This is a genomic window from Tropicimonas marinistellae (assembly GCF_001509585.1).
GTDB lineage: Bacteria > Pseudomonadota > Alphaproteobacteria > Rhodobacterales > Rhodobacteraceae > Tropicimonas > Tropicimonas marinistellae.
This window is the reverse complement of record NZ_LNCI01000008.1, coordinates 195666-214257: the sequence shown is the minus strand read 5'-3', so window position 1 is coordinate 214257 and position 18592 is coordinate 195666. Positions and strand designations below refer to the sequence as shown.

The 18592-nt window shown below is 62.4% G+C and carries 20 protein-coding genes; 9 read left to right on the top strand and 11 right to left on the bottom strand.

All coding sequences use genetic code 11. The features are described from left to right. Positions 1-139: 139 nt before the first annotated feature. Positions 140-1012: a DMT family transporter gene (locus ARC39_RS18065; protein WP_068116235.1), complete on the bottom strand. Its 873-nt coding sequence runs from the start codon at positions 1010-1012 to the stop codon at positions 140-142. Further along, a complete protein-coding gene (gene mnmC2, locus ARC39_RS18060) occupies positions 1009-1680 on the bottom strand; it encodes a tRNA (5-methylaminomethyl-2-thiouridine)(34)-methyltransferase MnmC2 (RefSeq protein ID WP_068116234.1) in 672 nt (223 codons plus the stop codon). Before mnmC2 ends, ARC39_RS18065 begins: the two co-directional genes overlap by 4 nt. A gap of 57 nt (positions 1681-1737) precedes the next feature. Between mnmC2 and ARC39_RS18055 the strand changes: the two genes are divergently transcribed. After that, a complete protein-coding gene (locus ARC39_RS18055; protein ID WP_068116233.1) occupies positions 1738-2781 on the top strand; it encodes an NAD(P)/FAD-dependent oxidoreductase in 1044 nt (347 codons plus the stop codon). A gap of 99 nt (positions 2782-2880) precedes the next feature. On the opposite strand, the gene ARC39_RS18050 is transcribed toward ARC39_RS18055, so the two are convergent. After that, positions 2881-3399, bottom strand: a complete 519-nt coding sequence (locus ARC39_RS18050; protein ID WP_068116232.1) for an invasion associated locus B family protein — start codon at positions 3397-3399, stop codon at positions 2881-2883. A 168-nt stretch (positions 3400-3567) separates the two neighbouring features. Between ARC39_RS18050 and ARC39_RS18045 the strand changes: the two genes are divergently transcribed. Further along, a complete protein-coding gene (locus ARC39_RS18045; protein WP_068116231.1) occupies positions 3568-4563 on the top strand; it encodes an asparaginase in 996 nt (331 codons plus the stop codon). A gap of 1 nt (position 4564) precedes the next feature. Here ARC39_RS18045 and ARC39_RS18040 read toward each other — a convergent pair whose 3' ends face one another. The 4 genes from ARC39_RS18040 to serB form a co-directional block, all read right to left on the bottom strand. Next, positions 4565-4879 carry a YciI family protein gene (locus ARC39_RS18040; RefSeq protein WP_068116230.1) on the bottom strand — a complete coding sequence of 105 codons (315 nt, stop codon included), beginning with the start codon at positions 4877-4879 and terminating at the stop codon, positions 4565-4567. 41 nt (positions 4880-4920) lie between these two features. Further along, a complete protein-coding gene (locus ARC39_RS18035) occupies positions 4921-5358 on the bottom strand; it encodes an SRPBCC family protein (protein WP_068116229.1) in 438 nt (145 codons plus the stop codon). Next, positions 5345-5680: an ArsR/SmtB family transcription factor gene (locus ARC39_RS18030; protein WP_068116228.1), complete on the bottom strand. Its 336-nt coding sequence runs from the start codon at positions 5678-5680 to the stop codon at positions 5345-5347. Before ARC39_RS18030 ends, ARC39_RS18035 begins: the two co-directional genes overlap by 14 nt. Positions 5681-5770: 90 nt before the next feature. Further along, positions 5771-6652, bottom strand: coding sequence for a phosphoserine phosphatase SerB (serB, locus tag ARC39_RS18025; RefSeq protein ID WP_068116303.1), 882 nt, complete (start codon positions 6650-6652; stop codon positions 5771-5773). A 265-nt stretch (positions 6653-6917) separates the two neighbouring features. Between serB and ARC39_RS18020 the strand changes: the two genes are divergently transcribed. The 3 genes from ARC39_RS18020 (at position 6918) to ARC39_RS18010 (ending at position 10572) form a co-directional block, all read left to right on the top strand. Continuing rightward, positions 6918-8072 (top strand): phosphoserine transaminase, encoded by a 1155-nt coding sequence (locus ARC39_RS18020; protein ID WP_068116227.1) that lies wholly within the window; start codon positions 6918-6920, stop codon positions 8070-8072. A 78-nt stretch (positions 8073-8150) separates the two neighbouring features. Beyond that, positions 8151-9746, top strand: coding sequence for a phosphoglycerate dehydrogenase (gene serA, locus ARC39_RS18015; RefSeq protein ID WP_068116226.1), 1596 nt, complete (start codon positions 8151-8153; stop codon positions 9744-9746). Between the two features lie 85 nt (positions 9747-9831). Further along, positions 9832-10572: a metallophosphoesterase gene (locus ARC39_RS18010; RefSeq protein WP_068116225.1), complete on the top strand. Its 741-nt coding sequence runs from the start codon at positions 9832-9834 to the stop codon at positions 10570-10572. 63 nt (positions 10573-10635) lie between these two features. Here the strand turns inward: ARC39_RS18010 and hmgA are convergent, their stop codons facing one another. Then, complete coding sequence (hmgA, locus tag ARC39_RS18005) at positions 10636-11997, bottom strand: homogentisate 1,2-dioxygenase (RefSeq protein WP_068116224.1); 1362 nt, start codon at positions 11995-11997, stop codon at positions 10636-10638. Between the two features lie 491 nt (positions 11998-12488). On the opposite strand from hmgA, the gene ARC39_RS25685 reads away from it, so the two are divergent. The 3 genes from ARC39_RS25685 (at position 12489) to ARC39_RS17990 (ending at position 15142) form a co-directional block, all read left to right on the top strand. After that, complete coding sequence (locus ARC39_RS25685) at positions 12489-12818, top strand: hypothetical protein (protein ID WP_149866479.1); 330 nt, start codon at positions 12489-12491, stop codon at positions 12816-12818. Positions 12819-12914: 96 nt separating this feature from the next. Continuing rightward, positions 12915-14078 (top strand): hypothetical protein, encoded by a 1164-nt coding sequence (locus ARC39_RS17995; RefSeq protein ID WP_149866478.1) that lies wholly within the window; start codon positions 12915-12917, stop codon positions 14076-14078. After that, positions 14075-15142 carry a nucleotidyltransferase family protein gene (locus ARC39_RS17990; RefSeq protein ID WP_068116222.1) on the top strand — a complete coding sequence of 356 codons (1068 nt, stop codon included), beginning with the start codon at positions 14075-14077 and terminating at the stop codon, positions 15140-15142. The genes ARC39_RS17995 and ARC39_RS17990 overlap by 4 nt, the downstream gene beginning before the upstream one ends. A gap of 7 nt (positions 15143-15149) precedes the next feature. Here the strand turns inward: ARC39_RS17990 and tdh are convergent, their stop codons facing one another. Genes tdh through ARC39_RS17975 form a run of 3 tightly spaced genes read right to left on the bottom strand, consistent with a single transcriptional unit; the run spans position 15150 to position 18003 of the window. Then, on the bottom strand, positions 15150-16175 hold the full coding sequence (gene tdh / locus ARC39_RS17985) for an L-threonine 3-dehydrogenase (protein ID WP_149866485.1): 1026 nt from the start codon (positions 16173-16175) through the stop codon (positions 15150-15152). An 8-nt stretch (positions 16176-16183) separates the two neighbouring features. Beyond that, a complete protein-coding gene (locus tag ARC39_RS17980; protein ID WP_068116220.1) occupies positions 16184-16813 on the bottom strand; it encodes a class I SAM-dependent methyltransferase in 630 nt (209 codons plus the stop codon). Continuing rightward, positions 16810-18003 carry a glycine C-acetyltransferase gene (locus ARC39_RS17975; protein WP_068116219.1) on the bottom strand — a complete coding sequence of 398 codons (1194 nt, stop codon included), beginning with the start codon at positions 18001-18003 and terminating at the stop codon, positions 16810-16812. The genes ARC39_RS17980 and ARC39_RS17975 overlap by 4 nt, the downstream gene beginning before the upstream one ends. Positions 18004-18130: 127 nt before the next feature. Between ARC39_RS17975 and ARC39_RS17970 the strand changes: the two genes are divergently transcribed. Further along, entirely contained in the window at positions 18131-18568 is a 438-nt protein-coding gene (locus ARC39_RS17970) for a MarR family winged helix-turn-helix transcriptional regulator (RefSeq protein ID WP_068116218.1), read from the top strand. Positions 18569-18592 lie beyond the last annotated feature (24 nt).

Sequence of the window (18592 nt, the reverse complement as noted above, 5' to 3'; positions counted from 1 at the left end):
AAGTGCATCTGCGCCCATGGCGCAGCCCGGCCCAACACCGGTCAAGCCGCATGCGGCGCTGACCCGGGGGCGGGAGACCGCCGGCGGCGCCATTTCCGAACTGACAAGGATCGTCTGGTGCGGCACGCCGCGAGCGCAGTCAGCGCTTCACACGCTCGCGCCAGAGCGTAAACAGCCCCGCACCGATGACAATCACCGCTCCAAGGACGACATTCGGTTCCACACGGTCGCCAAACACGGCAAAGCCGATCGTGCTCGCGAAGACGAGCTGAAGGTACGCGAAGGGCTGCACCGCACTCGCCTCGGCAACTTCGTAGCAGCGAATGAGCATGTAGTGTCCGAGCGCACCGGTCAGACACAGCGTTGCCATCCACCCCCAGTCGGCACCGCTCATCGGCTCCCAATGGGCGGCTCCCGCGATGGTCATGACGACAGCCCCCGCGACACCCGTCCAAAAGAAACTTGTCGCCGATTTGTCCAGACGTGCCGCGAAACGGGTCAAAAGGCCGTAGAGCGCGAACATGAGCGCCGCCACGAGGGCGTAGAGGGCATTGGGGGAAAACACTGCGCGTCCCGGCTGCAAAATGACGAGAATGCCGACGAACCCCGCCGCGATGGCCAGCCATCGCCGCCACCCGACGCGCTCCCCCAGGAACGGCCCCGACAACGCCGCGATGATCAGCGGATAGCAAGCAAAAATCGCGTGCGCCTCAACCAGACCCAGCAATACGAACGCCTGCACCGTAACGACGATTTCCAGCGCCAGCAGGACGCCGCGCCCGATCTGCAGCAGCGGTTGCCGTGTGGCGGCCGCGGCCCGCAGACTGCCGGCCCGCCGCGACGTGACCGTGAGAACGAATGCCGCGAAGAACCAGTAGCGGATCATCACCACCATGAGGACGTTGTACTCTCCCGCCAGATGACGCGAGATACCGTCCTGCACGGCGAAGACGAAGGTCGTCACCACCATCAGCAGCACGCCAAGACGCGGGTTGGCGGTCTGCGTCGTCATCCTTCGAGACGCCCGACGCTCATGTGACGCTTCCGGCCGAACCCCGGGCGTCGTTCCACGGCAAATCCGGCCGCGGCCAGCGCGCGGCGGACGGCACCGGCAGCCGTGTAGGTGGCGAAACTGCCACCCGGCCGCGTGTGGCGGCCGACCTCTGCCATCAAGCCTGCTTCCCAGAGCTCCGGATTCCGCGCCGGGGCAAAGCCATCGAGGAACCACGCGTCCGCCGCGCCGTCCCATGTGGCCAAGGTGGCACGGGCATCGCCGCGGATCATCCGAACCTCCACTGGCCCGACCACCGCCTCAAAGCCATCCGGGTTCCACACGTCCAGGAGCGCGTCGCGCCATGGCGAAAGCGTCTGGAACGCTGCGAGCGCACGGGTCAGATCTTCTCGTGGCAGCGGATAGGCCTCGAAGCCACAATACCGGACGCCGCTCACACCGGCCGAAGACGCGCACTCGGCCAATGCGAGGAGGTTCAGGCCAGTGCCGAAACCCAGTTCCGCGACGAAAAAACCCGGTCGAAGGCGCGTTGGAAGGTCGTTTCCTGCAAGGAAAACATGCCGTGTCTCCGCGAGACCGTCCTCCAGCGAGTAGTAGGGATCATCGAACCGCGCCGAAACCGGCACGTCGCCCGCCCGCCAGGTCGGTCGGTCGATCTGGTCACTCATCTGCACGTGGTCTAGACCTCTCTTGAAACGCGCGGAGCATGGGCGAGAGGAAAGGTCTTGGCAAGGATCGACGTGACCGTGCGCGGCGGCGGCATTTTCGGCCTGGCCTGCGCCTGGGAGATGTGCCGTCGTGGCGCGAAAATACGGTTGATAGAGCGGGAAAAACTGGGGGCCGGCGCGTCCGGCGGGCTGGTCGGTGCGCTGGCGCCGCATGTGCCGGAACTGTGGAATCCGAAGAAGGCGTTTCAGTTCGAAAGCCTGGTCATGGCCGAGAAATTCTGGGCCGACGTCGCCGCGACCTCGGGCGAAGATCCGGGCTACCTGCGCAGCGGGCGTTTGCAGCCAATCCTCGACGACGCAGCGTTGGAACGGGCGCGCGCGCGCGGAACAGAGGCCGAAACGCTCTGGCAAGGCAAGGCGCGTTGGTCCGTGGTGCGGTCAGAGACATTCGGAGACTGGGCGCCGCACAGTCCGACCGGCTGGCTCATCCATGATACGCTGAGCGCACGGCTTCACCCGCGCAACGCCGCGAAGGCATTGGCGGCGGGGATTTCCGCCTTGGGGGGAGAGATCGTTTTTGGCGACGGCGACGACGAGGGAGCGGTTCGCTGGGCGACGGGGCACTGGGGCTTGGCCGATCTGAGCGCGGATCTCGGGAAGACGGTCGGCGTTCCGATCAAGGGGCAAGCAGCCCTGCTGCAACTCGACCGCCCACATGCGCCACAGTACCTCGCCGATTCGGTCCATGCGATCCCGCACATGGATGGTACGGTTGCAATAGGATCGACCACCGAACGCGAGTTCACGGAGCCGGACACGACGGATTCACAGATCGACGCCGTTGTTGAACGTGCACGGGCCGCCTGCCCGGCGCTCGCGACTGCGCCGGTCATCGGCACATGGGCCGGTCTGCGTCCGCGTGCGCGCAGCCGTGCGCCGATGCTGGGCTATTGGCCAAAGCGCCCGGGGCATTTTGTTGCGAACGGGGGCTTCAAGATCGGTTTCGGAATGGCGCCGAAGGTGTCTCAGGTCGTGGCCGATCTGATACTGGACGGTCGCGACGCAATTCCGCATGGGCTCCGCGTCGAAGACAATCTCTGAGCGAGGTGGGTCCGGGACGTGCGCACCGTCAATCGCAACGCCCGGTAAGGACGGGGTCGGCTGTCTTGGCAAGGCAACGCGTGGCAGATGCTTCCAGCGTCACTCTGCGCAGCGCTTCTCCGCCTCTTCCATCGCCGCCGTGAAACCCATCAGGGAGAACGTATCCTTTGTCGTCGTCCCGCGCGACGAACGCCCGGTGAGCACCGCTTCAGAGCCGCGTTTCAGCGCCGTCACAAGCTTGGCGTCATCTTCGGGCGAGGCCGGCCAGGCCCATTCGCCGTCGGTGAACAACTCATAGCTTGAACCACCGACCTCTACCGTCACGGTCGAACCACCGGCGAAAGGATATCCACCCGTGAACGAAACCTCGCCGGACACGTTGGGCCGGTAGGTTACGAAGAGCAGAATGTCACCGCGATTCACCGACACGGGCTTGCCGTCCTTGGTGTTGACCGTTGTCTTGGGCGAGGAAACGCCCCAGCATTCCGTGGGGTCGGACTCCACGAAGACGCTCCAATCCGTCTTTGCGGCAACGCGATTGGTGGATTCCTGCGCCATCGCCGCGCCCGCAAAGAGCATGGTACCGGCCAGTACGCCGGTCGTAATCCGGGAAATCATGTCGTTCACAGCCTCCAGCTGTCTCTGCCTCACATCTACCGCGTACGGTCCCTGGCTGGGGACTCTTCGGATCGCGGAAGGAATTTCAACCTGCTGTCTCGCATGGTAACGCAGATTTGCCGGGCGGGTGAAGCCCTCCCGGCGGAATTTTGCGTGAGGAGCGGCCCAATGCCAGCGGTGGAAATGGTGGAATTCTGGCGTGGCGGGTTCCGCGAATCCGTGCATCGGGGGAATGCGGTTGTCTGCAATGCCCGTGGCGAGGTCGTTCGCGCCTGGGGCGATATCGACAAGGTCGTCCTCCCGCGGTCCTCTGCGAAGATGGTCCAGGCCTTGCCGTTGGTGGAAAGCGGCGCGGCAGACGCGGCGGGCCTCGGTACCGAACACCTCGCATTGGCTTGCGCCAGCCACAGCGGCGCGGCGATCCACACATCTCGCGTGGCCCGCTGGCTTGCGGACCTCGGTCTTTCGGACGCCGATCTGCGCTGCGGCCCACAGGAACCGGAGGATCGGGCGGCATTGAAGCACTTGCTATGCGCCGACGAACGCCCCTGCCAACTGCACAACAACTGCTCCGGCAAGCACAGTGGCTTTCTGACCCTCACCAAGTACATGGGTGCGGGGCCGGAGTATATCGACCCAGGCCACCTCGTTCAGAGTGCCGTGCGGGCGACATGGGAAGAGGTCACGGGAGAAACCAGCCCCGGCTTCGGGATCGACGGTTGCTCGGCGCCGAATTTCGCCGCCACGCTCACCGGTGTCGCACGCGCCATGGCCGGTTTTGCCGCTGCAAGGGAGGGAATGGGGACGCGGCAGTCAGCGCAAGCAAGGTTGGTCGCTGCAATGATGTCCCACCCCGATCTCGTGGCTGGCGAAGGACGCGCCTGCACCGAACTAATGCGGGCCCTGCGCGGTGCCGGCGCAGTGAAGACCGGCGCAGAAGGGTTCTTCGTCGCGATCCTGCCCGAGCGGCAACTCGGCGTGGCAGTCAAGATCGAAGACGGGACAACGCGCGCCAGCGAATGCGCCATTGCGGCTATTCTTGTGGCATTGGGTGTTCTGGAACGCCACCACCCCGAGGTTACGAGATTTCTCGACCCGCGTGTCCTCAGCCGGCGCGGGCTGGACACCGGCCAGATGCAGCCGGTGCCCGGCGTCTTCGATTGATCTACATGTCGATCGCTTCAGCCACTTCGACCGAGCCGCTGCCGTCCTTCACCATTGGACATCCCTTGGCGTGGGCGATTGCGGATTCGTAGTCGTCGGCATTGATCAGGGTGTAGCCTGAAAGCGGGTTCGCGCCGCCATTCTCGTCCACACCGCCGGAGTGAACAGTATAGGATTTCCCGACCGGGTTCCCGCCATCCACGACGGACGCGCCCATCCCTTCGTACCAGGCCTGCCACTCCGCCATGACCTTCGCACCCTCTTCGGCGCTCTCTGGTTTCTTTCCGCCATGATAGGCAAATACATACTTGGGCATCCCGATTTCCTTTCCTGTTGAGATGCGTGGAAAATCCGATGTCAAACAGCCAGGCGCTCGAGTTTGACGAGCGACGAGGTCCAGCCTTTCGTGTGGTTCTCGGCGGCCTCCGTGTCCGGCAGGCCGCGGTGGTCGATGACCAAATGCGCGCCGCGGTCGGTTTCCGTCACCGTGAAGGTCACGTGGCTTTCGAAACCGCGGCGGTCCGCGTCGTCATGCCAGGCCCACGTGAATCCCACCGACTTCGGCGGGTCCACGTGAGTCACGTGGCCGGAGACCTTGAAACGTTGCCCCTCGCCATTGACCATGACAGAGAACCACGGCCCCTTGCGGGAGAAATCGAGGTCGTGCTCCGGCACTGACAATCCTTCCGGGCCCCACCAACTTGTCAGCCCTTCCGGCGTGCTGATGAAGCGGAATAGAACTTCCGCGCTGACCGGAAAAACCCGTTCCAGCCGGACATCTTCAAGCGTTTCCATTGTCTGTCTCCTCTTCCTTCAATGCCTTTGCGAGCCGTTCGAGACCACCTTCCCAGAAGGTGCGATGCGAAACGGTCCAGTCTGAAATCGCCCGGATCGCCGCCGGATTGGCCGAATAGATCCGCCGGCTGCCCTGTACGCGCTGGTCGATGACACCGGCCTCGCGCAGCACCTTGAGATGGCGAGAGATCGCGGGCGCGGATATGGGCGCGACATCCGCAAGCTCGCCGGCGGAACGTGCCCCGGCCTCAAGCAAGCGCTCCACGATGGCAAAGCGGGTTTCGTCGGCAAGGGCGGCAAATGTGTCAGTCAGGCGTGTCATACGCCCAACCTGCGACATTCATTTATTTAGCACAACCGTTAATTAACAATTTTGTAAACAAATTTCCGTGAGGAACGGCCGGCCATGGACCTAGCGTGCTGCGACGAAATCCTCGGCCGCATAGCCTTGGATGAAGAGCAGCGCTGTCAGGTCTCCGTGGTTGATCCGGATATCGCACTCGGCAGCAACGCTGGGCTTTGCATGAAGCGCCACACCGGTACCTGCCAGATGCAGCATGCCGAGGTCGTTGGCCCCATCGCCCACCGCGAGCACGTCGTCGGGAGAAATCCCGAGCCGCGCGGCGATTTCCTTCAGGGCGGCAACCTTCGCCTCCTTGCCAAGGATCGGTTCCGCTGGCTCGCCGGTCAGTCGGCCGTCCTCGACGAGCAGCAGGTTCGCCCGGTTCTCGTCAAAGCCAAGATCCGCCGCCACCTGAGACGTGAAGGCCGTGAATCCCCCGGAAACCAGCGCTGTATAGCCACCGGACGCCTTCATCGTGGCGATCAGTTCGCGCCCACCCGGCGTCAGCGTGATGCGTTCGGCCAGCACCTTCCCGATCACGGTTTCGGGGAGTCCCTTGAGCAACCCGACACGTTCGCGCAGCGCGCCCTCGAAATCCAGCTCACCGTTCATGGCCCGCGCGGTGATCTCCTTGACCCGGGCGCCCACACCGGCCTCATCGGCAAGTTCGTCGATGCACTCCTGGCCAATCATCGTGCTATCCATGTCCGCCAACAGCATCCGTTTGCGGCGGTTGTCGGCCGGTTGAACCACCAGGTCGATACCGAGGCGTTGCATGTCGTCCCAGACCTGCCAGCGGTTCGATGGCAGATCCGGCACCGGAAACTCGACCGCGACACCTGGCGATAACGCGCGTGCCGCGCCTCCGCCCCAGGCGGTGCGAAGCGCGGACACGAACGAAGGGTCCAGACGAGGTGTCGCGGGATCGGTCAGCAACGTGACGATATACATGGCGCGTTCCGGCTTGTTCGAGTCGACGCGCATAAAGCAGGAACGCGCGGCGTTCGCCACCCCTTGCCGTTGCCGAGCGGTGACACGGGTATCCCTGTAGTCAGCCAGGGCACGTTTCCGATAGTGAACACGTCCGTCGCCATTTGATGCCGAACTCTCCGTTCCCGCCGATATTGCGACTTGCCAGACCAACCACGTGCGACGTATGAGCGGCCCCGGGACACCCCTCCCCAACGAGGGGCATATATCTGGAAGGATAGCACCAATGGCGACTCAATCTCCGGCTGCGCGGCCGGCGAACCCCCGTTTCTCCTCGGGCCCCTGTGCCAAACCCCCCACGTTCACGCTCGACGCCCTGAAGGACGCTGCCCTCGGCCGCTCACATCGCGCCGCCATCGGCAAGGCGAAGCTCAAGGATGCCATCGAGACGACACGCGAGGTTCTTGGCATTCCCGCCGATTACCGCATCGGAATCGTTCCTGCGTCCGACACCGGAGCGATGGAAATGGCGATGTGGTCGCTGCTGGGCGAGCGCCCGGTGGAGATGCTGGCCTGGGAAAGCTTCGGCGCCGGGTGGGTGACCGATGTGGTTAAGCAACTGAAGCTCGATGCCACGGTGAGAACCGCCGAGTATGGCGACATCGTCGATCTGGCCGAGGTGGATTTTGACCGCGATGTTGTCTTTACCTGGAACGGCACGACGTCAGGTGTGCGCCTGCCGAGCGGCGATGCGATCCCCGCAGACCGGTCGGGACTGACGATCTGCGACGCAACCTCTGCCGCCTTCGCGGTGGACCTTCCGTGGGACAAACTCGATGTGACCACGTTCTCCTGGCAGAAAGTGCTGGGCGGCGAAGCCGCGCATGGCGTTCTGATCCTTAGCCCGCGCGCCGTGGAAAGGCTCGAAAGCTACACGCCGTCGTGGCCGCTGCCGAAGATCTTCCGCCTGACCAAGGGTGGAAAGCTGATCGAGGGCATCTTCCGGGGCGAAACGATCAACACCCCGTCGATGCTGGCGGTTGAGGATTACCTCGTCGCACTGGCCTGGGCGAAATCCGTGGGCGGGCTGGCGGGCCTGATTGCCCGCGCCGACGCCAATACCGCCGTGATCGAGAAATTCGTCGCCGAGAACGACTGGATCGATTTCCTTGCAGACGACCCCGCGGTTCGGTCCAACACAAGCGTTTGTCTCAAGTTCACCGACGACCGGATCAAGGACGGCGCAGCCTTCGCGAAAGCCGTGGCCAAGCGGCTGGATGCCGAAGGCGTTGCCTACGACCTCGGCGCCTATCGCGATGCACCTCCGGGCCTGCGCATCTGGTGCGGCGCGACGGTCGAGACCACGGACGTCGAAGCACTCGTGCCATGGCTGGTCTGGGCTTTCGAAACCGAGATGAACGCCCAACTGGCCGACGCCTGATCCCGTCGAGCACTGCATGCACCGGGGGGGGCGCCGCCCCCCCCCCCGTCTCTCCCTATTCAGACAGGAGTGCCTGATATGGCCCCCAAAGTTCTCGTTTCCGACAAGCTCAGCGAAACCGCCGTCCAGATCTTTCGCGACAATGGCATTGAGGTGGATTTCCTGCCGACGCTCGGCAAGGAGCCGGAAAAGCTGCTGGAGCTTATCCACAACTACGACGGCCTCGCCATCCGGTCCGCAACCAAGGTGACCGAGAAGGTCCTTGAGCGTGCAACGAACCTCAAGGTGATCGGACGCGCCGGTATCGGTGTCGACAACGTCGATATCACGGCGGCCTCCAAGAAGGGTGTGATCGTGATGAACACGCCCTATGGCAATATGATCACCACGGCCGAACACGCCATTGCGATGATGTTCGCCGTTGCGCGCCAGATCCCCGAAGCCAGTGCGTCGACCCACGCCGGCAAGTGGGAGAAGTCCAAGTTCATGGGCGTGGAACTCACCGGCAAGACACTGGGCGTGATCGGCGCCGGCAACATCGGCGGCATTGTCTGCGAGCGCGCGGTGGGCCTTCGCATGAAGGTCGTTGCCTACGACCCATTCCTCAGCGACGAGCGTGCCGCAAAGCTCGGCGTGACCAAGGTGGAGTTGGACGAGCTTTTGCAGCGCGCCGACTTCATCACGCTTCACGTACCCCTGACCGAGAAAACCCGGAATATCCTGAGTGCAGAGAACCTCGCCAAAACCAAGAAGGGCGTCCGGATCGTCAACTGCGCCCGCGGGGGCCTCGTGGACGAAGCGGCGCTGGCGGAGATGCTGAAATCCGGACATGTTGCCGGTGCGGCCTTTGACGTCTTCGCCGAGGAACCGGCGAAGGAAAACCCGCTATTCGATTTGCCGAATGTAGTTGTTACGCCGCACCTCGGCGCCTCCACGACCGAAGCGCAGGAGAATGTCGCGCTGCAAGTGGCGCAGCAAATGTCGAACTACTTGAACACCGGTGCCGTGGAAAACGCGCTGAACATGCCTTCGGTCACCGCCGAAGAGGCCAAGGTAATGGGACCGTGGCTCAAACTGGCCGAGCACCTTGGGGCATTCATTGGCCAGATGACGGAAGAGCCGATCAAGGCGATCAACATTCTCTACGACGGCAAGGTTGCAGAGATGAACCTCGACGCACTCGGTTGCGCGGCCATCGCTGGGGTGATGAAAGCGTCCAATCCGGATGTGAACCTCGTCTCCGCCCCGCTGCAGGCGGCCGAACGCGGTGTGAAGGTCTCGCGCACAACCCAGGGCAAGTCGGGCGTCTTCGATGCCTTCATTAAACTGACCGTCGTGACCGAACAGCGCGAACGCTCCATCGCCGGCACGGTCTTTTCCGATGGAAAACCGCGCTTCATCCAAATCAAGGGGATCAACATCGACGCGGAAATCGGCGCGCACATGCTCTACACGACCAACGAAGACGTACCGGGAATTATCGGTACGCTGGGTCAAACGATGGGCGAAAACGGCGTCAATATCGCCAACTTCACCCTTGGCCGTTCTGAACCGGGAAAGGACGCCATCGCGCTACTCTATGTCGACGCGCCCGTTGCACCGGAAGTTATCGGCAAGCTCAAGGCGACTGGCTTGTTCCGCAATGTAAGCCCGCTGGAGTTCGCCGTCGCTTGACGAATGGCCGCTTGGCCGCCAAACCGGATGCAAGCCGACACCCGGGCGCTCCCTACCGGAGCGCCCGCATTTGTGAGCGCGGATCATGCGAACCTACGCAATCGGAGACATCCACGGTCAGCTCGACAAGCTCAAGCTGGCGCATCGGCGAATTGCCGAGGACAAGTCCGCGGTGAACGATCCGGATGCCACGGTCGTCCACCTTGGAGACCTGCCCGACCGTGGGCCAGACACGCGCGGAGTCATAGACTACCTTCTGGACTGCAGGGAAGCCGGCGCTCCACATGTCATCCTTCTTGGGAACCACGACCGGATGATGCGACGTTTCCTGCACCCCGAACGTCTCCGCGACCAGCTCAGAGACGATCTGGACTGGCTCGCGCCTCCATTGGGCGGGCGGCAGACACTCGCGTCCTATGGAGTAGACGTTTCGGACAAGCGGCCAGCCGAGGCAATTCACGAGGACGCCCAACGGGCCGTTCCGGCCCGGCACCTTGCCCTGCTCGACAGTCTGGAAACGCCATATTCGGAGGGCGCGTGCCTGTTCGTCCATGCAGGGATCAGGCCGGGCATTCCGCTCGACCAGCAGTCACGTGACGATCTGGTCTGGATCAGGGAACCGTTCCTGTCCGACACGCGCGACCACGGCCCGCTCATCGTTCATGGCCATACGCCCGTCGAAGAAGTCATGCATTGCGGCAATCGGCTGAACCTCGACACCGGGGCCGGATACGGCCGACCCCTCTCCGCCGTTGTAATCGAGGGGCGGGATGTGTGGCTCCTGACCGAGACCGGAAGAGAACCAGTCCTGCCGGTCAAAGCCTGACACCCAAAGAAACCGACGCCGCTCGGGTTTAACCCAGGTAGCGTCGGCCGTTTCTTGGGCCGATCACTTCCGGCCAGGCGTACCGTCGAACTTCTTTTCCAGATCGCTCCAGCAATCGATGTAATCATCCTGCAACGGCGCCTGTTGTCCCGCGAACTCGGTGAGATGTTGCGGGAAGCGGGTCTCGAACATGAACGACATCGTGTTGTCGAGCTTCTCCGGCCCCAGGTCGACATTCGACGCCCCTTCGAAAGCGTTCTTGTCCGGCCCATGGGGGATCATCATGTTGTGCAACGACATGCCCCCCGGCACGAACCCCTTCGGCTTTGCGTCGTACTGGCCATAGATGTTGCCCATCAGCTCAGACATGATGTTCTTGTGATACCACGGCGGGCGGAAGGTATCCTCCATCACCATCCAGCGCTCCCGGAACAGAACGAAGTCGATATTGGCCGTTCCCGGAACGCCCGACGGCGCCGTCAGAACTGTGAAGATCGAGGGATCGGGGTGGTCGAACAGGATTGCACCAACCGGGCAGTAGGTCCGGAGGTCATATTTGCAGGGTGCGTAGTTCCCATGCCAGGCGACCACGTCGAGCGGGCTGTGCCCGATCTCGCAGCGATGAAACTGGCCGCACCACTTGATCGTCACTGTCGAGGGAGTTTCACGGTCTTCGAACGCGGCAACAGGCGTCTTGAAGTCACGGCGGTTCGCCATGCAATTCGCGCCGATTGGTCCGCGCCCCGGCAATTCGAACTTCTGCCCGTAGTTCTCGCAGACGAACCCGCGCGCAGGCCCTTCCAGCACTTCCACCCGGTACAGCAGTCCCCGGGGGATGATGGCGATCTCTTTGGGTTCCAGGTCGATTATTCCGAGTTCGGTCGAAAACCGCAGGCGGCCCTCCTGCGGCACGACAAGCAATTCGGAATCCGCCGAAAAGAAATAGTCGTCGGTCATGGACTCCGTGACGAGGTAGATGTGGCTCGCCATACCAACCTGGGTGTTCACGTCGCCCGCTGTGGTCATCGTGCGCATTCCGGAGATCCAGGTCAGCGGAACATCAGTGTGCGGTATCGGATCCCACCGATACTGGCCGAGCGACTGTACGTCCGGCACGACATTGGGCGCTGACTGCCAATGGGGCACGTCGATCCTGGAATAGCGGCTGGAGTGTTTCACCGAGGGGCGGATGCGGTAGCACCACGTGCGCTCGTTCTGATGGCTCGGCGCGGTAAAGGCGGTTCCGGATAGTTGCTCACCATATAGGCCGTAGTTGCACTTCTGCGGCGAGTTCATCCCCTGGGGCAACGCATCCGGGAGCGCCTCGGTTTCGAAATCGTTGCCAAAGCCCGGCATGTATCCCTCATGCGGGCCGGTGATCGAGGCGGCACGGATCATGCCTTCGGGGAGATCGTGGCGGGTCATTTGGTTCTCCTCACGGTTCCTGCACGTCAGAATGTTGCTGCCACCGCATATCGTTGCACTTGCAACGATGTCAAGGACTAACGCGCACGGCGGTGTCCGGAATCGCAACCCGCACAATGACCCGACCTTTTGCCTCAGCAGCGAAATGGCCGATTGTAATTCAGAACGACTGGAGGATTTGTTTCCGCTGGGAACCTATTGGGAGATATATCGAGGATTGTTTCTAAGGAGATATCAAATCGGGAAACAATCGAAGCTCTAGTTTACAAAATAGAGACAATAGTGGCGAAAATATGATCGTTAATTTTCAGCAACTTATCCAGAAATTTCGGGAAGAAACAATCAATTTCCGACGAATAAGTTAAAAATATGACGCGGAATTCCAAATATTCTTGACCCAATCACTTCAATTCGCAACGATCGGAAATCATCGCCTGGTCCACGAGGGTGGGGCTTTGATTTTGGTATGAATTTTTGAATGGATAAAGTCAATGAACGAACATGAAAAAGACGAAGGGCTGCAGTCGCCGTCCCGCCGTAAAATGCTCGCGAAAGCCGGCAAATACGCAGTTGTGACGCCTCCGACAGTCTCGTTCCTGCTCTCGACCGCAATGGCCGGTCAGGACGTCGCGAAATCGGGCGGTGCGGAATCCTGGTGGGATAAAGGTCCCAGACGCGGACATGGTGGCGGCGGTCGTGGCGGTCACGGTGGTGGCGGCTACGGTGGCGGCGGGCGTGGCGGCCACGGTGGCGGCGGCGGCGGTTTCGGCGGCGGTGGCGGTCGTGGTGGCCGCGGCGGTGGCGGATTCGACGGCATCTAGAGCGCTGATGCTTCGATAAGGCCAGTAGCCGACTGACCCTAGCAAACGTGCCCCATCGAGTTTGATTGGGCACGTTTCAATGTGGAGATGAGTTCAATGTTATGTGCCGCCGTACAGCCAGCCAGTAAGTCTGGTGCGTTTTTTTCCGATCCGGACTACGTCATCGTTCCTGCAAAAGGCGTCCGACTCGCACGAATAAAGGGAACGCCCTACTTGTTCGTGCCGGAACGCCAGAACCTTTTTGGCGTCGGTCCGCAGGTTGAACGCCTCTGGCCATTGATCGAACGGGGCATCGGCGTCGAAGAACTCGCCGAAGAAGCCGATGCAATTGGTTACGATGCACAGGCGATACTCGATGACCTCCCTGAGATTGGCGCAATCGATTTCATCTCGGTTGGCAAATCCCCGGCCCGCATCACCTCTCGCACGAACATTTCGATCTGTGGCGTCGGGCTCGGCATCCATTTCACCGGCGATCGCGCACACCGGATGTTGCGGGGTCTTTTCTCGCATTTGGAAACGCAGGTGCCGGCACAGAAACACATCATCGTAACCGAACATGAGAACGGTGTGGGAATTGCGCGGAGTGGCGAGGACAGCCACGAGTTCAGTTGGACAGAAGCCGGGCCCGGGTTGAAATCGGCAATCACCGAACTTGCCTTGCGCGCGACGGAGGGTGTCACGTTGCACGTGGCGACGCTCCATCGGGACGGTGAAGCCTTGCTGATCGTCGGCCCGCCCGGTGCGGGCAAGTCAACGCTTTCCGTAACTCTTGCATCACACGGTTTCGATTTGTTGGGGGACGATCTCGCGGCTTTGCAATCCGATGGAACCGTTCGAGCGATCCCGCTTCCCATCACCTTGAAGGACGGGGCATGGCCGATCCTGGCGCACCTGCATCCGGACCTTCAGGAAGATGTTGGGTTCGTCCGGCACGATCAGATGTGCGTCCAATACCTGCCGCTCGTTTCCTCTGCGGACCCGCAACCGCTGCGCGTTCGGTGCGCCGTTGTTCTTAACCGCGAGACCAACGCACCGGCACAGCTCGAACCGCTTGGCGAGGATTCATTCATTGCAACTATCGTCGAAGGCGCATGGTCGAACGACCTGCGCATGACGTCAGAGGATTTCGATGCGCTGGCCGCGTGCGCCGATGGTCTCGACTTCGTCAAGCTGACCTACAGTGATCTTGATGACGGGGTAGCGCGAATCAACGAGGTCTGGGCACAGACCGGCCCGAACCGGAAGGATCTGATATGATTCACGATCCCTCCACGGCACGTGGAAGTCATCTACCACGCACATCTCCATTCGGTCAGGTCGCCGCTTGCATCCGCGGGGATGTGAATGACGAGACCGACTGGATGCAGTGTATTGCGACGGCCAATGAGCATCTGATCACACCGCGCCTGTATCTTTCACTGTGTCGGGACTCCGTCGCCGGTTCGGTCGAGCCCGAGGCGCTTGCCTATCTTGAAGAGATCTTCCATCTCAACGGGGAGCGCAACAGTCGCTTCGCGGCCCAGCTGGAAGAACTCACCGTTGCGATGAACCGGGCCGGAATCGTGCCTCTTGCCATCAAAGGCGCCGCCGTTCTTGCCGAGGCAGAGGCCGTGGAAAACGTGGCGCGCATGCTGGCTGACCTGGACATCGTTATTGACCGTGGTGAGGTCGAGGTGGCGGACCGCGTTCTGCGCGGGCTTGGGTATGACGTCTTTGCCGACAGCGCCGATTGCCATTCCACAGGCAGCTACTACCGGGTGCAGGATGTCGGCGCGGTCGATCTGCATTTCCGCCTCGGCGACCGCATGGCAGAGGTCATCTCGCCACGCGAATTGGAAGAGCGCACGCGCGAGGTGCCCTTTGGCGCTGCGCGGATCCGTGTCCCTGACTTGACGCTGCAACTCGTGATGAACGTCGCCCACGACATGCTGCACGACGAAGGCATGTCGAAAGGCGATATCAACTTGCGCTACCTTCTCGAACTCGCCGATCTGGCGAGGGCCGGGGCCAACCGGTTCGATCAGGTCTGGATCGCCCGCAAATGCCGACATTGGAAGTTCGAGCTCGCGCTTGAATTGCAGTCTCGCCTGCTGCTCGAAATGCTCGGCGACGTACCGGTCCCCTCGTCTCGCAGATCGCGGCTCGGGTGGCTGCTGCACCGGCGACGGATATGGAAGACGCACCACCCCGCCCTGGCCAAGCTTGAATGGGACATGTTGTGGCGCGTGAAAAACGTGATGCGAAGGATGCGGCTCGACCCGACCCCGCTGCTCGCGCTCTACCGATCTGGGTCTGGGCACCGGCGCCACGCGGCTGAGTAACCGTCACTCAGGTCCAATCGAGCACCACCTTGCCGGAAGATCCCCCGCGCATCGTCTCGAAGCCTTCACGAAAGTCTGCCGCCCTGAAGCGGTGCGTGATCACGTTGCGAACCTCCAGCCCGTTCTGGAGCATGGCGATCATCTTGTACCAGGTCTCGAAAATCTCGCGACCATAGACACCCTTGATCGTGATCGCCTTGAAGACGATACGCGACCAATCGACAGGCGACTTGCCGGGAGGGATACCGAGCAGGGCGATACGCCCGCCCATGGTGAGCGATTCCACCATCTGATCCAGCGCCGCCTGATTGCCGGACATCTCCAGCCCGATGTCGAACCCCTGCGTCATACCCAGTTCGGCGATGACATCCCGTAGGTCTTCCTCGGCCACGTTGACCGGGCGCACATCGGCGACCTGCACGGCCAGCGCCAGCCGGTCCGGATTCACATCGGTAATCACCACATGACGCGCCCCCACGTGCCGGGCGACAGCGGCTGCCATGATCCCGATTGGGCCGGCACCGGTAATCAGCACGTCCTCACCCACGAGGTCGAAGGAGAGCGCGGTATGAACCGCGTTGCCCAGCGGATCGAGGATCGCGCCGATCTCGTCATCGATCTCGTCGGGCAGCGGCACGACATTGAAGGCAGGCAGACAGAGGAATTCCGCGAAGGCTCCCGGCACGTTGACCCCGACACCACGGGTTTCCGGGTCCAGATGGAACTTGCCCGCCCGGACCTGCCGCGAATGATGGCCGATCAGGTGACCCTCGCCCGAGCAGCGCTGACCGATGGTCAGGTCATCCACCCGCCGACCAATCTCCACGATCTCACCAGCGAATTCGTGACCCGTCACCAGCGGCACAGGCACGGTGCGCTGCGCCCACTCGTCCCAGTTCCAGATGTGGATGTCGGTGCCGCAGATCCCGGTCTTGTGGACCTTGATCAGCACGTCATCCGGCCCGATCTCGGGAATCGGGGCGCGGATCATGTCGAGGCCGGGCGCGGCTTTCGTTTTTGCGAGGGCCTTCATGTCATGGGTCATTTGCATCCCTCCTTGGCCCGCAGGACGAGCCAAGTCCAGCGGACGCCGGCAGCCCTGTTTGCCTCCTGGGTCGATTCAACCTCGGCACGCAGCACTTCCTCAAATCCGGCTTGCGTGAACAGACCGGCGGTCGCGTTCGGATCGATCGGGAAGACAGGCAGACCCTGTGGCGACGGGCCGATGCGGAGCGCGAGGTTCAACAGTGCGCTTGGTGCAGCGATGCGGCGAAGCACGGGTGCTGCACGGGCGCATTCCTCGGGGTCGAGATGCTGCCAGACGCCCGACAGGTTGATGAAATCGAATGTTTCTCCCCGTTCCACGAGGCGCGGCAGGTCGGGAAGCGCATCCCGAACCCAGTCGATCCTGGTATCGGACCGGCGCGCCCTGTCTAGAAACCCGGCGACCGGATCGACGGCGACGACGCTGTGCCCCATGTCGGCAAACCACCGCGCGTCCCGACCGGTTGCGGTGCCAATGTCTGCGACACGGGAGGGGCGCATTGGGATCAGATGCCGCACAGGAGCGTAGAACCGCTCGTTCGGCACCGCGTCGTAGCGCGCCGCGAGCATGTCGGCACGGTCCTCGTAGAGCGCGATGGCCGCGGCCGATCCTGACGTGGTCGTCATGCGAGCACCCCGCTGTCCTTGCCTGCCTGCGCGAAGGCCTCGAGCGCTTGGTCCAGGTTATCCCGGGTGAGAGCGGCATTCATCTGGGTCCGGATGCGTGCCGTCCCCTTCGGCACCACCGGGAAGAAGAACCCGGCAACATAGACGCCCAAGTCATAGAGCGCTGCTGCCATCTGCTGACTGAGCCGGGCATCCCCCAGCATCACGGGGATGATCGGATGTTCGCCGGGTAGCAGGTCGAAACCGAGCCGCTCCAACCCCATTCGCCAATAGGCGGCGTTGTCGAAGAGCCTCGCGCGCATGTCGTCTCCCGCCTCGACGATCTTCAAGGCCTCAATCCCGGCCGCCACCACGGAGGGGGGCAGCGAATTGGAGAAGAGATAGGGTCTGGCTCGCTGCCGCAGGAGATCAACCATGCCCTGCGGCCCGGCAATGTAGCCCCCAATGGCGCCGCCCAAAGCCTTACCAAGCGTGCCGGTCACAACGTCCACCTTCTGCGCGACGCCATGGTGATGCGGTGTGCCGCGCCCCTGCGGACCCATGAATCCCGTTGCATGGCAATCATCCACCATGACCAGCGCCTCATAGCGTTCCGCCAGAGCGGTGATCTCCGGCAGCCTCGCAAGGTACCCATCCATGGAAAACACGCCGTCCGTTGCGATCATGATGTGCCGCGCACCTTCTGCCCGCGCGGTCCGAAGTTGGGATTCCAGATCGTCCATGTCGGAGTTGGAATAGCGATAGCGCCGCGCCTTGCAGAGACGGATGCCGTCGATGATCGAAGCGTGGTTCAGCGCGTCGGAGATGATGGCATCCTCCGGCCCAAGCAGCGGCTCAAACAGCCCTCCATTGGCGTCGAAACAGGCGGCGAAGAGTATCGCGTCATCCTTGCCCAGGAAGTCCGCAAGCGCATGCTCAAGCTCCCTGTGAATCGGTTTGGTTCCGCAGATGAAGCGCACCGAGGCCATGCCAAACCCGTCGCGATCCAGCGAGGCTTTCGCGGCAGCGATGAGCCGAGGATCATCCGCAAGGCCAAGATAGTTATTGGCGCACAGATTCAGCATCTCGCGCCCATCAACCGAGATCCGGCCGGCCTGCGGCGAGGCGATGGGTCGTTCGTACTTCATCAGACCCTGGGCCTCGATCTCGGCGAGACGCTCGGCGAGGTTGTGGGCGAAATCCGGTGTCATTGGACCTCCTCGGGGACTCATGTGCGATCGCATTCTATCGTGGCCGGAATGTCGCGAAATGGCGAGCCCGCTTGACGTATTCGCGGCTTTGCCGCAGCAAAGGGGCACCTTGTAGAAGAGACCCCCCGTGAGCGCATTCGACCTCGAGACCTTCCTGCCCTATCGCCTCGCCGTTCTCACCGGTCGGGTGAGCCGCGAGTTTTCGCGCCGCTACCACGAGCGGTACGGGATTTCACGCCCGGAGTGGCGGGTCGTGGCGCATCTGGCACATTCCGGACCGGTCAGCGTCCGGGAAATCCACCGGCGTGTCGATATGGACAAATCGCGGGTTTCCCGCGCAGCAACCCGGTTGGAAGAGGCCGGCTACATCCGCAAGGAAGCCAACCCGGACGATGGGCGGCTTGTGACTCTCACTCTTACTGAGGCCGGGCACCAGATGATGACGGAGTTGAGTGAAATGGCGCGGTCGTATCAGGAGGAGCTCCTTGCACGGTTGGGTCCCTCCGCAGAGGGTCTTACCGACGGGATGGCGAGGCTGGCGCAGAAGTCCGACCAAACCGACTGAGACCGCAGAACCGTCCGGCAACCG